The 16,119-nt window shown below is 31.0% G+C and carries 11 protein-coding genes; 4 read left to right on the forward strand and 7 right to left on the reverse strand.

Annotation, left to right across the window (positions count from 1 at the left end):
• Positions 1–599: 599 nt before the first annotated feature.
• On the forward strand, positions 600–1,514 hold the full coding sequence (gene hemF, locus GQS58_RS17095; RefSeq protein WP_166382508.1) for an oxygen-dependent coproporphyrinogen oxidase: 915 nt from the start codon (positions 600–602) through the stop codon (positions 1,512–1,514).
• 94 nt (positions 1,515–1,608) lie between these two features.
• Here the strand turns inward: hemF and GQS58_RS00945 are convergent, their stop codons facing one another.
• From GQS58_RS00945 to GQS58_RS00960, 4 genes are all read right to left on the reverse strand, one after another.
• On the reverse strand, positions 1,609–4,227 hold the full coding sequence (locus GQS58_RS00945) for an AsmA-like C-terminal region-containing protein (protein WP_166381960.1): 2,619 nt from the start codon (positions 4,225–4,227) through the stop codon (positions 1,609–1,611).
• A 149-nt stretch (positions 4,228–4,376) separates the two neighbouring features.
• A complete protein-coding gene (locus GQS58_RS00950; protein ID WP_166381962.1) occupies positions 4,377–4,709 on the reverse strand; it encodes a CCC motif membrane protein in 333 nt (110 codons plus the stop codon).
• Between the two features lie 9 nt (positions 4,710–4,718).
• Positions 4,719–5,018 carry a DUF2752 domain-containing protein gene (locus tag GQS58_RS00955; protein ID WP_166381964.1) on the reverse strand — a complete coding sequence of 100 codons (300 nt, stop codon included), beginning with the start codon at positions 5,016–5,018 and terminating at the stop codon, positions 4,719–4,721.
• Between the two features lie 6 nt (positions 5,019–5,024).
• Positions 5,025–5,348: a YbaB/EbfC family nucleoid-associated protein gene (locus tag GQS58_RS00960; protein ID WP_165730382.1), complete on the reverse strand. Its 324-nt coding sequence runs from the start codon at positions 5,346–5,348 to the stop codon at positions 5,025–5,027.
• A gap of 136 nt (positions 5,349–5,484) precedes the next feature.
• Between GQS58_RS00960 and GQS58_RS00965 the strand changes: the two genes are divergently transcribed.
• The 3 genes from GQS58_RS00965 to GQS58_RS00975 all read left to right on the forward strand — a co-directional run bounded on the left by GQS58_RS00965 (position 5,485) and on the right by GQS58_RS00975 (position 10,083).
• Positions 5,485–7,587 (forward strand): S9 family peptidase, encoded by a 2,103-nt coding sequence (locus tag GQS58_RS00965; protein ID WP_166382510.1) that lies wholly within the window; start codon positions 5,485–5,487, stop codon positions 7,585–7,587.
• A gap of 168 nt (positions 7,588–7,755) precedes the next feature.
• Positions 7,756–8,751, forward strand: a complete 996-nt coding sequence (locus GQS58_RS00970; RefSeq protein ID WP_166381966.1) for a PLP-dependent cysteine synthase family protein — start codon at positions 7,756–7,758, stop codon at positions 8,749–8,751.
• 84 nt (positions 8,752–8,835) lie between these two features.
• Positions 8,836–10,083 (forward strand): aminotransferase class I/II-fold pyridoxal phosphate-dependent enzyme, encoded by a 1,248-nt coding sequence (locus tag GQS58_RS00975; RefSeq protein ID WP_166381968.1) that lies wholly within the window; start codon positions 8,836–8,838, stop codon positions 10,081–10,083.
• Between the two features lie 370 nt (positions 10,084–10,453).
• On the opposite strand, the gene GQS58_RS00980 is transcribed toward GQS58_RS00975, so the two are convergent.
• From GQS58_RS00980 to GQS58_RS00990, 3 genes are all read right to left on the reverse strand, one after another.
• Positions 10,454–11,248, reverse strand: a complete 795-nt coding sequence (locus GQS58_RS00980) for a carbonic anhydrase (protein WP_166381970.1) — start codon at positions 11,246–11,248, stop codon at positions 10,454–10,456.
• 189 nt (positions 11,249–11,437) lie between these two features.
• On the reverse strand, positions 11,438–12,874 hold the full coding sequence (locus GQS58_RS00985; RefSeq protein ID WP_166381972.1) for a TolC family protein: 1,437 nt from the start codon (positions 12,872–12,874) through the stop codon (positions 11,438–11,440).
• Positions 12,864–16,115: an efflux RND transporter permease subunit gene (locus GQS58_RS00990; RefSeq protein ID WP_166381974.1), complete on the reverse strand. Its 3,252-nt coding sequence runs from the start codon at positions 16,113–16,115 to the stop codon at positions 12,864–12,866. The genes GQS58_RS00985 and GQS58_RS00990 overlap by 11 nt, the downstream gene beginning before the upstream one ends.
• Positions 16,116–16,119 lie beyond the last annotated feature (4 nt).

The following is a 16,119-nucleotide window of genomic DNA, read 5'->3' on the forward strand; positions in this document are numbered from 1 at the left end:
AAGTTTTAGAAAAAGATAAATTTTATCATATATATAATAGAGGAATTAACGGTGCAATTATTTTTGAGAATGATGAAAACATGCGTTATTTTCTTACATTAGTAAAAAAACACCTTTCTAAACAAGTTACTATACTATCCTACTGTTTGCTTAATAATCATTATCATTTTTTAGTTAGAATTGATGTTGATGGAGAAAAGGCAACTCAATCTTTTTCAAACTTATTAAATGCGTATGCTAAAGCATTTAATAATCAGCAATATAGAACAGGTAGTTTATTCGAAAAACACTTTAAAAGGAAACAGATTTCTTCAGAAGAATATTTAAAAAATACGATTGTTTATATTCATAAAAATCCAGAAAATCACAAGTTGGTAAATGATTTTTCTAAATATAATTTTTCATCTTATAAAGATATAATTGCTGAAAATTCGGATATTATTAATATTGAAAAGGTTGTTACAATCTTTGATGATTTAGAGAATTTTGTTTTTGTGCACAAGAATATAGACTTACAAGGTTTTGAAAACCTTGTAAGTCTAGAAGAAGAAAGTTTGGAAAGTAATAACACCTACAAGGTTTTAGAAACCTTGCAGGAAGTGAAAGTCAGTTTTAAAGATAAATTCTACAGTTATATAGAAAAATTACAAGATACTATTACCTCTAAATTAGAAGAGGTAGACGGTGTTGCTACCTTTCAAGAAGATCTTTGGAAGCGGGAAGAAGGTGGAGGAGGAAGAACTCGTGTGATTGAAAACGGAAAGGTTTTTGAAAAAGGTGGTGTAAATATTTCTAAAGTTTTTGGAGAATTGCCAGAAGCCTTAAGAAAGCAGTTTAAGGTAAAAGAAGGGAATTTCTTTGCTTGTGGTTTAAGTTTGGTTTTGCATCCTATAAATCCATTTATACCAACGGTGCATGCGAATTGGCGCTACTTTGAAATGTATGACGAAGAAGGGAATATTGTTACGCAATGGTTTGGAGGCGGACAAGATTTAACACCGTATTATTTATTTGATGAAGATGCAACACACTTTCACCAAACGTGTAAAACTGCTTGCGACAAACATAATGCTGATTTTTATCCTAAGTTTAAAAAAGTGTGTGATGAATATTTTTGGAATGCTCACAGAAATGAAGCACGCGGAATTGGAGGTTTGTTTTTCGATTATCAAAAAGAAACAGAAGAATTTTCTATAGAAGACAGGTTTAATTTTGTTACCGAAGTTGGTAATAGTTTTTTAGAAAGCTATGTGCCTATTGTAGAAAAAAGAAAAGAGTTAACTTTTACCAGAGCACAAAAAGATTGGCAAGAAATTAGAAGAGGACGTTATGTAGAGTTTAATTTAGTGCACGATAGAGGTACTTTGTTCGGCTTAAAAACCAACGGAAGAATAGAAAGCATTTTAATGAGTTTGCCTCCAATTGTACAATGGAAATACAATCATCTACCAGAAGAAAACACGGAAGAAGAAAGGTTGATTAAAGTATTAGAAACCCCGAAAGACTGGGTTTAGTTTTTATTTTTATTAGCATAGTATAAAAAATATCAGCTTTATTAAAAGCTGATATTTTTTTATGGCACTGTCTCATAAAGTGTGTGAGTTTTATCTATTCCTGTTTCTTTTTATTTCCAAAAAGACCTCCTAATACATCTTTCACTTTATCGGTTACCTTATCTTTTGCTGTTTCAGTATTGGTAGAATCTTTTTTAGTATTAACACCAATTAAATCCTTCAATTTATCTTTTCCTTGATCTATTAATTGATTCTTTTGTTTTTCAACTAAATCTTTTACCAAGTTAGCAGTAGCATCTTTAATATTAGAAGTAAATTTAGGACTATTAAAGCTACCTGTTAATGTTCCGTTTACAGGAATACTTTTAATACTAGCTGCGTCTTTAGGAGTTAGTTTTGCAATAATATTGGTTACATCAGAACCCAAATATTTTACAGGAACATCAAATACCAGATTGTAGTTCATAGACTGATCAAAACCATGTGTTCCACCAACTTCTATATTAATATCGTTGTATTTTAAAGGAATTGGTTTTACAGTAACTCTACCATCTTTAAAAGAAAAATTACCTGTTATTTTATCTAAATTTAGTTTATTAGCATCTAAAAAACTCACATTACTACTTAATGCAAACAGTACTTTAGAGTTACTTGTATTTAGTTTTGTGTTTAATAACTGACCTAATAAATCTCCAGTAATTGTTTTTAAATTCGGCGTCATGTCTTCATTTAAATCTCCAGAAATGGTAATGGTAGAGTTCATTTTACCTTCTATAGCTTTTGCAATTGGAGCAATAGATTTTAACATATCTAAGCTACCAAAAGATTCGCCAATATTTAATTTAGAAAGATTTAAATCCATCTTAAATTTAGGTGTTGTTCCTTTAGTAGAAACATTTCCTTCAAATGCAATATTACCGCCAAATACATCTGTTTTTAGGTTTTTTAAATCAATGGTTTCATCATGTATATAAAGATCTCCAGAAACATTGGCTAGGTTTATATTATCATACGCTACTTTTTTAGCATTTGCCGTAAACCTAACATCTAAAAAAGCAGGAATTTTTAAAGGAGAAGTACTTGCTTCTTTGGTTTGTGCATTGTTTTGTGGAGTAGCATCATCAGCAATAAAATCTGCTACTTTAAGGTTGTTAGAATTTAAAGTAAAGTTTCCTTTTAGTACATCGTTTTTAAATATAAAACCATAAAAATTGTCTAGGTTTCCTTTTATAGATAAATCTGAAGTTCCTGTTTTTGCTTCAAACTCATTTAGTGTAATTGTATTGGTGTTAAAAGTAACTTTGGTTTTGTTGATAAAAAAAGGATTTGCAACATCAGTTCCTTCATATTTAAAACCAGAAATAGTCATTTCTCCCGCGTTTTTAATATTCTGATAATTGGCTTTTTCAACCGAATTCATATCGAAGTTAGTAGTAATATCTGCCTTTAAAATACCTGCTAATGGCTTTTCTAAAGGAGCAGGATACACTTTGCCTATATTGGCTAAATTAATAGTTCCTTTAGCAGCTAATTTAATTAGTGGATTGGTAGTAAGGTTTTTTAAATTTCCATTGGCAGAAAAAATATCTTCATCAATTTTAAAGTTAAATTGATCAATGTTTACATACGTGTCCTTAACAAAACCTGTATTATTTACAATCTTAGTATCTATGTTTATGTTGGTTACAGATTTTGGTAAATCGGCATACTTAAACAACGCATTTTTAGAGATAATTTCTATATTAAAAGTAGGTATTGTAGTTTCAGATAAAGTTCCTTTTACCACACCATTTACTTCAAAATTACCTTCTGTTTTAATAGATTCTAAATTACCAGCATATTGTTTTGGTAATAAAGCCAATGCATTTTTAAATGATGAAGTTGGAGTTTTAAATTTAAGATCATATACTTGGTTTTCATCAACCAATTGAACAAAACCATCAAATTCTAAAGGCAATCGATTTATATAACCTGTATTTTCTTTAAAGGTGTATTTACTGTTTTTTAAATCGATACCAAGAATTGCGTCTAAAGTAATTTTGACGTTGCTTAAATAGTTTGTTTGGTCTAGATCTAAAGATAAATAACCGGTTGTTTGGGTATTTAAATTAAAAATATCTTCAGCAAAATTTCCTTCACCAGAATGGTAAATACTATCTAAACTCATTTTTGTGTTGCTACTTCTGTCTATGTAATTAAAATTGATGTCTTCTAATTCATAATCTTCTATATTTAAAGAAAAAGAACTATCGGTACTTGCTGTAGCAGTTTCTTCTGATGCTTTTGCAATATCAAAATTTCCATTTCCTTCATTATCAAATATAATATTGATATCTCCTTCTTTTGTTGCAATACTTTTTATAGAAAGCGTTTCTTTAGCGTTTTTAAAAAGTTCTGTTATTTTTAAAGATAAACTTAATTCTTTTGTATTAAATAAAGTATCACCAACAAATGGTGCTTTATTAGCTACAACCACATCGTTTACCGTTAAACTTATTAATGGAAAGTTTTTAAGTAAACTAAGGTCTGCTTCTTTAAAAGTTACCGTAGCATTTATATTGTTATTAATGGTATTTGTTACCATAACTACAATTTTATCTTTAAACAAAAAGGGAATTGAAATTACTGCTATTATCAATACAAGAGCAGTTATAGAACCCCATTTAAGGATTTTTGAAACTAAAGATTTCTTCTTTTTTTCGGTATTTGTCATTTTTTTTACTTGATTAAATATCAACTGCAAAAATACAACTTAGACACGCTTTATTGTGTTTATATAACGTTAAATATAAATGAATTGAAAAAAAAATACTGCAACTCTTAGAAAGAATTACAGTATTGGTAATTTAATATTTGTTGGGTTTATTGCCCAAATATTTCATTTATTCTTTGTTCTAACAACGCTGGGTCTTGTAAAGTTTCTAAACCTATTTGGTAAAAGAACCATACAATTAATAATATAAAAATTGTGTTTAATATAATACCAATAAGTCCTGTTATTTTACCTGCAGTGGCGTTACCAACACTATTATAGTTCTCTGGGTTAAGGTTGTATTCTTTTATAGCTTTGTTACCTAAAACAAAAGCAATAATACCTAAAGGCAATCCTAAAACTCCATAGCAAATACAAGTTACTAAAGATAAAATACCAAGTACTAAAGAAGTGGTTGCATTGGGTAAATTTTGTTTTTCCATGTTCAATTTTTAAAGTGTAAATAAAGGTTTCATTTTAATGCAGTAACTAATTACAATAACAAGCACGTTTATGGTTGTAAATGATATAATTATTTTCTGTTTGTTCTTAAATCTAAATTTAAAGGTTATCAATACAAATAGACCAAATAATAGTAACGTGTAAATTGCAGGGTACATTTTAAAAGCAGCTACAAAGTCTCCTTTTATAAGCAGCATAAATGCTCTTTGAATTCCACAACCTGGACAATCTATTCCAAAAAGAGATTTATTTAAACAAGGTAGTAAATAGTCATTTGTACTTAAAAACATCTGTAATTATTTAAACATGTCCATTCCTGGTATGTTTGGCATTCCGCTTTTAGCGGCAACAGCCATTTCTGCATCATTAATTTTGGTTGCTTTTTCGATGGCTTTATTTAAAGCTAGAATTAAATAATCTTCTAATTCTTCGGCATCTTCTAGCAAAGAATTATCTATAGAAATAGATTTAATTTCTCTGTTTGCTGTTAAAGTTATTTTTAGTTTACCATCTGCGGCTACTTCATCTACTAAAACAGAATTTAATCTTGTTTTTGTTTCTTCTACTTTTTGCTGAGCTTCTTTAAGCTTATTCATCATTCCTGATAAGTCTCCTAACATATTTTTTTATTAAAATTTAAGTTTGCTACAAATTTAGTATTTTTATAAGAATTTAAATCAACCAAAAATGAGAAAAATAGTTATTCCTTTCGTTGTATTAAGCCTTACATTTGCAACCGCTTGTAAAAATAAGACCATGAAAAGTACAGATGCAAAAACTCCAGTAGCGGAAAAACAGCCTACAAAGTTAGAGAAACACGGAGATGTTAGAATAGATAATTATTTTTGGATGCGTTTGTCTGATGAGCAAAAAAATGCCGTAGACAAAGATGCTCAAACAGAAAAAGTAGTCAACTATTTAGAAGAGGAAAACACCTATTATAATGAGGTAACGGCATATACAAAACCCTTTCAAGAAGAATTATTCGAAGAAATGAAAGGTAGAATAAAAGAAGATGATTCCTCTGTACCTTATAAAGACAACGGTTATTTTTATATTACTAGATATGAGATTGGCAATCAATACCCAATTTACAGCCGTAAAAAAGAAAATTTAGAAGCAGCAGAAGAAGTGCTTTTTAATGTAAACGAAATGGCTAAAGATTTCGATTATTATCAATTAGGAGGTTTAAATATTTCTTCTGATAATAAATTGATGGTTTTTGCTACAGATACAGTAAGTAGAAGACAATATTTTTTAAGAATCAAAAACTTAGAAACTGGCGAAATTTATAAAGATATTATAGAAAATACAACAGGTGGCTCTGTTTGGGCAAATGATAATAAAACTATTTTTTATACCAAAAAGAATCCAGAAACGTTAAGAAGTGAAAAGGTTTTTAGACATGTTTTAGGTACACCAACCTCTGAGGATGTAGAAGTTTTTCATGAAGATGACGATACATTTGGTACGTATGTAACCAAATCTAAATCTGATAAATACATTATTATTGGTTCTTACAATACCGTTTCTACAGAAGCACAATATTTAGATGCAGATAATCCAACAGGAGCATTTACAATGTTGCAACCAAGAGAAAGAGATTTAGAATATAGTGTAGCACATTTTGGAGATTATTTTTACTTGCTAACAAATAAAGATAATGCTATCAATTTTAAATTGATGAAAACACCAATTACAAATACTACAAAAGACAATTGGGTAGATGTAATTCCGCATAGAGATGATACTTTATTAGAAGATTTTTCAATATTTAAAGACTATTTAGTTTTAGAAGAGCGTACTAATGGCTTAAATAAAATACGTATTAAACGTTGGGATGAAACTAAAGATTACTATTTACCTTTTAATGAAGAAACCTATTCTGTAGGGGTATATGCAAATCCAGATTTTGATACAGACGTTATTCGTTATTCATACAATTCTTTTACAACACCTAGTTCTGTGATTGATTTTAATATGAAAGATCAATCTAAGGAAATTAAAAAAGAACAAGAAGTTTTAGGAGGAAAATTTATCAAAGAAAACTACCTAAGCAGACGTGTTTGGGCAACTACTAGAGATGGAAAAAAAGTAGCTATTTCTTTGGTTTATCATAAAGATACAGAACTAAATAATAACACGCCTATATTACAATATGCGTATGGTTCTTATGGATATACCATTCCAGATAGTTTTTCTACCACTCGTTTAAGTTTGTTAGATAGAGGTTTTGTCTATGCTTTGGCGCACATCCGCGGTAGCGAATACTTAGGTAGAGAATGGTATGAAGACGGTAAAATGTTGAATAAGAAAAATACCTTTAATGATTTTATCGATTGTTCTCAGTATTTAATTGATAACAACTACACATCACCAGAGCATTTATACGCTATGGGAGGTTCTGCAGGAGGTTTGTTAATGGGCGCTATTGTAAATATGAACCCAGAACTGTATAACGGAATTATTGCTTCTGTACCTTTTGTAGATGTAATTTCTACCATGTTAGATGACAGCATTCCGCTTACTACTGGAGAATATGACGAATGGGGAAACCCTAATGATAAAGAATATTACGATTATATAAAATCGTATTCACCTTACGATCAGGTTAAAGAAAAAGACTACCCTAATATTTTAGTAACTACTGGTTTTCATGACTCTCAAGTGCAATATTGGGAGCCTGCAAAATGGGTAGCAAAATTACGTGAGTTAAAAACAGATAATAATTTACTGTTGTTAGAAACAAATATGGAAGCAGGTCATGGAGGAGCTTCTGGGCGTTTTGATGCACTTAAAGAAACTGCAAAAATGTACACTTTCTTTTTAGCTTTAGAAGATAAATTAGAGACTAAATAAATTAAGTATTAAAAACAGTTTCAGTATTTAAGGATTAACCGTACTTTTGCTGCAAGAATCAAAGATTAAATAAGTGTCATTGCGAGCGTAACGAAGCTATTTTTAGCAATAAAAGATAAAATCGTAATGCAGTATCGTAATGACATTTACTTTGAGAATAGTGAGAGAATGACGAGAAACAAAGGAATTACCAATTCAATATTAGATTTAGTAGGTGAAACCCCGCTAATTAAACTTCATAAGATTACTAAAAATCTACCTGGAGCCTATTACGCAAAGTTCGAAGCTTTTAATCCGGGTCATTCAGCAAAAGATAGAATTGCTTTACACATTGTACAAAACGCAGAAAAAAAAGGCATCCTTAAAAAGGGAGCTACCATTGTAGAAACTACTTCGGGTAATACCGGTTTTAGTTTGGCAATGATAAGTATTGTTAAAGGGTACAAATGTATATTAGCAGTAAGTGATAAATCTTCTAAAGATAAAATAGATTTACTAAAATCTATGGGAGCAGAGGTACATGTTTGTCCTGCAAATGTAGCACCAGAAGACCCAAGATCTTATTATGAAGTTGCCAAAGCAATCCATAGAAAAACAAAAAATTCAGTTTATATAAATCAGTACTTTAATGAGCTAAATATAGAAGCACATTACAGAAGTACAGGCCCAGAAATTTGGGAACAAACAGACGGTAAAATTACACATTTAGTAGTTGCAAGTGGTACAGGAGGTACTATTTCGGGTACTGGAAAATACTTGAAAGAACAAAACCCAAATATTAAAATTTTAGGAGTTGATGCTATAGGTTCTGTATTAAAAAAATACCATGAAACTAAAGAGCTAGATTTAAACGAGGTAAGTCCTTATAAAATTGAAGGATTGGGTAAAAATTTAATTCCTACTGCTACCGATTTTGATGTAATAGATATCTATGAAAAAGTCTCAGATAAAGAGGCAGCCTTAGAAGCTAGAAATATTGTAAGGAAAGAAGGTATTTTTCCGGGCTATACAAGTGGGGCAGTAATGCAAGCTACAAAACAATATGCAGCTAAAGATATGTTTACAGAAGATAGTTTTGTAGTGTTGGTTTTTGCAGATCACGGTTCTCGTTATATGAACAAAATTTATAGCGATGATTGGATGAAAGAAAACAAATTTTTGTAAAAAGAATAGAAACAAACACAATTTGATTAACTGCAAAAAAAGCAGTTTCTTTGCGTTTCGAATAACAATAATAAAATAGAGCACATGGCGAAAGATTTATTTGAAAGAATAGAAGCAGATAAAGGTCCCTTAGGTAAATGGGCAAAACAAGCAGAAGGCTATTATGTTTTTCCTAAGTTAGAAGGACCAATCTCTAATAGAATGTCTTTTAATGGTAAGAAAGTTGTTACTTGGAGTATCAACGATTATTTAGGTTTAGCTAATCATCCTGAAGTTTTAAAGGTAGATGGTGCTGCAGCTGCAGAATATGGAATGGCTTACCCAATGGGAGCTAGAATGATGTCTGGGCATACAGAATTTCACGAACAATTAGAAAAAGAGTGTGCAGAGTTTGTAGAAAAAGATGCTGCTTATTTAGTAAACTTCGGATACCAAGGTATGGTATCTGCAATTGATGCTTTAGTAACTAAGCACGATGTTATTGTTTATGACATGGATACACATGCATGTATTATAGATGGTGTTCGATTACACGCTGGTAAACGTTTTGTTTATAAGCATAATGACATGGCGAGTTTTGAGAAAAATATTAAACGAGCTCAAAAAATGGCAGAAAAAACAGGCGGAGGAATCTTAGTGATTTCTGAAGGTGTTTTTGGAATGCGTGGAGAGCAAGGTCGTTTAAAAGAAATTGTTGCCTTTAAAAAAGAATATAATTTTAGACTTTTAGTAGATGATGCTCATGGTTTTGGTACCTTGGGTAAAGACGGTAAAGGAACAGGAGTAGAGCAAGGTGTACAAGATGAAATAGATGTTTATTTTGCTACTTTTGCAAAATCTATGGCAGGTATTGGAGCTTTCTTTGCAGGTAATAAAGAAGTAATACAGTATTTACAATACAATATGCGTTCTCAAATGTTTGCTAAATCGTTGCCAATGGCAATGGTAAAAGGAGCATTAAAACGTTTAGATATGTTGCGCACAATGCCGGAGTTAAAAGAAACTTTGTGGAGAAATACGAATGCTTTACAATCTGGTTTACGTGCTGCTGGTTTCGATTTAGGAACTACACAAACATGTATTACGCCAGTATTCTTAAAGGGAGATATACCTGAAGCAATGGCTATGGTAAATGATTTACGTGAAAACCACGGAATTTTCTGTTCTATTGTTGTGTATCCTGTAATACCAAAAGGGTTAATTATTTTAAGATTAATACCAACAACAACACATACCCAAGAAGATATAGACGAAACAATTACTGCTTTCTCTGCAATTAGAGAATTGTTAGAAAACGGTACTTATAAAAAGATTGCAGCTTCTATGATGTAATTTTTTATCTTTTTAGATATTAAAAAAAAAACCGAGCTATTTAGCTCGGTTTTTTTGTGCTTATATATTATGGCTTCATAATTTATAGTTTCTTTAATTCTTATGCTTATTAAACGTTTTAAAAAAATAGTTTCTATTTAGGAATAGAATAAAATATGAAACTTGATGTTTATAAAATAAAAAAAGTGCAGCAATCTCAAATGATTTAGGGATCATATCTAATAGAGATTGTTGCACTTTAATCAACAAAGAATTTTAAAAGTATTCTTTATCTAATTTATTTTTTAAGAAATTACTTATAACAATACCAAATTTATAAATTATTTAGAAAGGTGTAAATGATATTTATCAGCTTTATAAAATTTAGAAACTAGTTATAGCTATTTAAATATACTACTCTATTGTTTAGAGCTTGTTCGTTTCTAAAGTTATCTATAGGCATGTTACTTTTTAATTTTAATACTTCATCAACAGAAATTATAATGGGGTCTTTAAAAACAATCCAATTTACATTTTCTGTACATGGAGGTGTTGTTAAGGAACCACCATAAGTATAAAAGTTTTTGTTTTCTGGAAATAAGGTTGCTAAGTCAGATGATTGATGTATTTCTTTTTTTGTATTTACTTTTATAGGTAAAAAGCTTTCAAAAAACTCAAATAACTGACTTTTTACACCTTCTTTAGCTAAAATGCTCATTACAGTATAAGTATCAAATTTACTTTTGTGTACCATGTGAATTTCTAAAGGGTAACGAATTCCATCAATGGTGTGTTCAGACGGTTCATGAAAATGCAATTGTGATAAATAATAAGTATTTCCATGATATTGTTTTGAGTCTCCAGCTTCAAAATCAAACTGAATTGAATGTCCGTTATTAATAACTTGTTTTAACTCTGTACTAGGAGTGTATAAAATGTTTAATGGATTAACTTTTTGTTGCGTAGGTTTTGCATCAATATCTATAATATTAATAGGAGATTGCTTGTTACCATTACAATCTGAATTTTTCTCTATTTCTACCCAATGTACTGGGGCAGTTTCTCCATTGTAACTCCAATGAGTTGCATGTTCTTTTGTGTGTGTTTCTGTTTTATCTTTTGGTGTTTTACAAGAGTTAAAAGCTATAAATGTAAAAACAATGAATACTGTAATTATCTTTTTCATATTTGTTATTAGTTCTTATTTTGAGAAACAAAAGTAGACCTAGAAGTAAGATGTATTTTATAACATTAGTTATGTTTTTAAGAAAAGTAAGGAATCGGTTTCGTAATGATAAAAAAGAATATTTGATACATGAAAAAGCCACTTCATTATTAAATGAAGTGGCTTTATAAAAGAAAATTTAGAATTTTACTAATTCCAGCCTCCTCCTAACGATTTGTAAATATGAATATTTGCTATTAATTGATTTTTTTTAGTTTCTACCAATTCAATTTTAGCATCTAATGCTTCTCTTTGTGTTAATAAAACTTCTAAATAATCTGCTCTAGCAGCTTTAAATAAACGAGTAGAAAGATCTATAGACTTTGTTAAGACATCTACTTGTTCTGCTTTTAAACTATAAATTGTTTTAAGGTTTTTAATATTAGAAAGTTCATTAGCCACTTCTATGTATGCATTTAAAATGGTTTTTTCATACTCGAAAATTACTTGTAACTGTTGGTCACTAGCATTTTTATAAGCTGCCTTTATTGCATTTCTATTAATTAAAGGTCCTACAATATCACCAACTAAAGAATATGCAAGAGATTCTGGCGTACTTGTTAAAAACTTTGGTTTAAAAGATTCTAAACCTAGACCAGCTCTAATACCAACCGAAGGATAAAAATTAGCTCTTGCTACTTTTGTATTTAATTTAGAAGCTGCTAACTCTAATTCTGCCTGTCTAATATCAGGTCTGTTTTGTAACAACTGAGCAGGAATACCAGCGTATGTGGTATCTATTTTAGTAGTTAAAAATTCTTTAGATTTTCTATTTACTTGCTGAGGTGTTTTACCAATTAAAAAATTGATTTTATTCTCTGTAACAACAATTTTTTGCTCAATTTCGTGTTTTTCACTAAGGTTTTTAAGCACTTCTGCTTTAAATCTGCTAACCGCTAATTCAGTTGTTTTTGCAGCTTCCTTTTGTAATTTTACAATTCTTAAAGCATTTCTCTGAATATCCAAATTCTGATTTACAATGTCTAATTGATTGTCTAAAGCCATCAACTCATAATAAGTATCCGCAATTTCTGAAACTAGATTCGTAATCATAAAGTTTTTACCTTCTACAGAAGATAAATACTCGTAGACTGCTGCTTTTTTCTCGTTTCTTAGTTTTTTCCAGATATCTAATTCCCAAGAAGCAGAAAGACCTACTGAATAATTAGCAAGAGGATCAGGAAATTCTTTTCCATCTAACTCTAATTGCTCTTCTACCGCACCATTTCTGGTATGTTCTCCTACTTTTTCTAGTTCAGCACCAGCGTAAAGATTAACAAAAGGAAGGTATTCTCCTTTTTTAGCTTGAATCTGATTTTTAAACATATCTACATTTTGTAGCATAATATTTAATTCTTGATTATGTACCAAAGCAGTATCAATCAAAGAAACCAAGTTAGGGTCAGAGAAAAAAGATCTCCATGCTGTTTTGGCAGTATTTAAAGTGTCTATATTTTTATTTAAATATGTTTCTGGAACAGCAGTATTCTCTTTTCGTATTTCTCTAGTAGGTACGCAGGAATGCAAAAGCATTACCGCGCAAATACCTACTAAAAAGAGTCTGCTGTTTTTTATATTATTTTTCATTTTCTTTTCTTTTGGTTAATTTTTTCAAAAGTTTTGAAACCTCTTGAAGTTTAAGCTTTAGTTTACTGGTGCTATCATCTTGTATGTCGTGCATCAATCCTTCTGATAAAGGTTGGCTTTCTTCATCTTTTATAAGCGTTTTACCATCTGCCATTTTAGCAAAAACATAGTAAAGACCAGGTATTAATAATACCCCAAACACAGTACCAATTAACATACCTCCAAGTGCAGAACCACCAATAGTTCTATTACCTATTGCACCAGCTCCTGTAGCAACAACCAACGGAATTAAACCAGCAACAAAGGCAAAAGACGTCATTAAAATGGGTCTAAACCTTGCTTTAGAACCTTCTATAGCAGCTTCTAAAATGGTGGCTCCTTGGCGCCTTTTTTGAACGGCAAATTCAACAATCAATACGGCATTTTTACCCAGTAAACCAACCAACATAATAATACCAATTTGGGCGTACACATCATTCGCTAAGCCCATTACTTTCAGTAGTGCTAATGACCCAAAAATACCAACAGGTAAAGAAAGAATAACGGCTAATGGAAGTAAGAAACTTTCATATTGTGCAGCTAAAACAAAGTATACAAATATCAATACAACAATAAAAATATATATAGATTCATTACCCCTTTGCGCTTCATCAAACGTTAAGCCTTCCCAAGCAACATCATATCCATTTGGTAATTCTTTTGCCGCAACTTCTTTAATTGCTTTAATAGCATCTCCACTTGTAAATCCTTTTGCAGGAAGTCCTCTAATGGCAGCAGAATTATATAAATTATAACGTGTAATTTCATTAGGACCTAGTTCTTTTGTGATGGTCATAAATGCAGAATAAGGAACCATTTTACCAGATTCACTTTTTACATATAATTTTTCTAAATCTGTTGGTAACCTTCTATATTCAGGAGCAGCTTGTGTATACACTTTAAAGAATCTACCAAAACGGATAAACCCTTGCTCGTATGTACTACCAATTAGTATGTTTAGGTTTTCCATTGCTTTACCAATGCTTACCCCTTTTTGCATGGCAATTTTGTTGTTTATCTTTAATTTATACTGCGGATAATTAGCGGAAAAGAAAGTAAACAACCCTGTAAGTTCTTTGCGTTCAGATAATTTCTGCATAAACTCGTTATTAATTCTTTCAAACTCATGATAATCTGTAGAGTTTGTTTTGTCTAATAAACGCATAGAAAATCCTCCAGATGAACCAAAACCAGGAACTGCGGGTGGTTCAAAGTACTCTATAACTGCACCTAAATCTTTGGTTGCTTCTTCTAACTCTTCCATGATTTCATGTACAGAATGTTCACGATCTCCCCAAGATTTTAGGTTGATGATACATGTACCTGCATTAGAACCTCTTCCTTCAGTCATAATTTCATAACCGGCTAAAGAAGAAACGGATGCAACTCCTTCTGTTTCCTCACAAATTTGTTGTAATTTCTTTGCAACTTCATTTGTTCTTTCTAGCGTTGCACCAGGTGGAGTTTGAATAATTGCATAAATCATTCCTTGATCTTCATTAGGAATAAATCCTGCGGGTAACACACTATTTGTATAGAAAATACCTGCACAAAAGGCAATTAAAATTCCGAATGTTACAATTCTTCTGGCAACAATTTTATTTAAAACTTGTACATATTTTCCGGTAAGTTTTTCGAAACCACCATTAAACCAACGAATAAATCTATCTATTGGCGATTTACTTTTTGGTTTACCATGGTTGTTTTTTAACATCATAGCACAAAGTACAGGCGTTAATGTTAAGGCTACAATTGCAGAAATTACAATAGAACCAGCCATGGTAATTGAAAATTGTCTATAGAAAACTCCAACCGGCCCTGTCATAAAAGAAGTAGGAATAAATACAGAAACCATAACCAAGGTAATGGCAATAATTGCACCTCCAATTTCATTTAAAACTTCATAAGACGCTTTGTATGGAGTAAGATTGTCCTCTTCCATTTTAACGTGAACAGCTTCTACCACAACAATGGCATTATCTACTACAATACCAATTGCCAATACTAAGGCAAAAAGAGTAATTAAGTTAATTGAAAGTCCAAATAACTGCATTACAAAAAAGGCTCCAATTAAAGAAACGGGTACTGCAATAATAGGAATTAAAGTAGATCGCCAATCTCCTAAGAATAAGAAAACCACAATACCTACCAATATAAATGCATCTCTAAGAGTATGTAAAACCTGCTCTACAGAAGCATCAAGAAAGTTAGAAACATCATAACTAATTTTAAAATCAATTCCCGGAGGTAAATCAACTTCTAATTCTTTTAATTTTTCCTTTACACTTTTAATTACATCACTACCATTACTACCAAAAGTTTGTTTTAATACGATAGAGGCAGAGGGCTTACCGTCTAAATTAGAGTAGATGTCAAAAAACTCACTACCTAATTCTACATCAGCAATGTCAGATAGTTTTACTATTTGTCCATCTTCATTTGCTTTAACAATAATCTCTTTGTATTGGTCTGCTTTGTTGTACCTATTTTCATAAGTTAATACATATTCTAATGATTGTGCTGTTTTACCAGAACTTCTACCTAAACGACCAGGTCTTGCCAAAATACTTTGGTCTTCCATAGCCTCTAAAACTTCTTCGGCAGAAATATTATATGCTCTCATTCTGTCTGGTTTTAGCCAAACTCTCATTGCATATTTTCTACTTCCTAAAATTTTTGCACTTGCAATACCGTTAATACGTTGTATTTCTGGAATAATTTTAGTGTATGCATAATTGTATAAAAACTTTTCATCATTCTTTTTTTCTTTGCTGAAAAGATTCACATACATTAACATACTGGGTTGAACCGGTGTAATAACAACTCCTTCTCGCTGTACCAATTCTGGTAGCAAAGGCATTACTTGATCTACTCTGGTTTTTATCCGAACAACTGCCTGGTTTGGATCTGTACCAGGTTCAAAAATTACACGTAAGGTTCCTTCACCAGCACTAGTTGCATCCGAAGCTATATAACGCATTCCTTGTACACCGTTAATGGCAGTTTCTAAAGGAATTAACGTAGAGTTTACCAATACATCTGCACTAGAACCTGGGTATGCAATAAAGATGTTTACGGTTGTAGGTGCAATTGGTGGAAATTGTGATATGGGTAATTGCTTAATAGCAAGTGACCCTATAAATACGATCATCACCGAAATGACAATTGCCAAAACGGGTCTTTTTATAAATTTACTAAACATGTCT

This window comes from Polaribacter sp. 11A2H (assembly GCF_011379025.1).
GTDB lineage: Bacteria > Bacteroidota > Bacteroidia > Flavobacteriales > Flavobacteriaceae > Polaribacter.